The organism is Micromonospora psammae (assembly GCF_036902725.1).
GTDB lineage: Bacteria > Actinomycetota > Actinomycetes > Mycobacteriales > Micromonosporaceae > Micromonospora.
The window spans coordinates 1-505 of record NZ_JBAKHM010000070.1 but is presented as its reverse complement, the minus strand read 5'-3'; the positions used below and the strand labels follow the sequence as shown (position 1 = coordinate 505).

General features: G+C 40.0%; 1 protein-coding gene. It reads left to right on the top strand.

Going from position 1 to position 505, the window contains the following annotated elements:
• Positions 1-505: efflux RND transporter permease subunit (locus V6U79_RS29720; protein ID WP_334616728.1), on the top strand; the 505-nt coding region annotated here is incomplete at both ends.

The window sequence follows — 505 nt, the reverse complement described above, 5'->3', positions numbered from 1 at the left end:
TACAAAAAGAAGTAGATAAAATGGATCTTCCTTCTGGTGTAGATGTTTCTATGGGCGGTGTTACTAAAGATATTCAAGAATCATTCAAGCAACTTGGCCTAGCGATGTTAGCTGCGATTGCCATTGTATACTTCGTTCTTGTCGTTACATTTGGTGGTGCCCTAGCACCATTCGCAATTTTATTCTCGCTACCATTTACAATTATTGGGGCTCTTGTTGCCTTATTAATCTCTGGTGAAACATTAAGTGTATCTGCAATGATTGGTGCGCTTATGTTAATCGGTATCGTTGTAACAAACGCAATCGTGCTTATCGACCGCGTTATTCATAAGGAAAATGAAGGACTATCAACACGTGAAGCTTTATTAGAAGCTGGTGCAACACGCCTTCGTCCAATTTTAATGACTGCAATTGCAACAATCGGTGCTCTTATCCCGCTTGCATTAGGATTTGAAGGTAGTGGCTTAATTTCTAAAGGACTTGGAGTAACGGTAATTGGTGGATT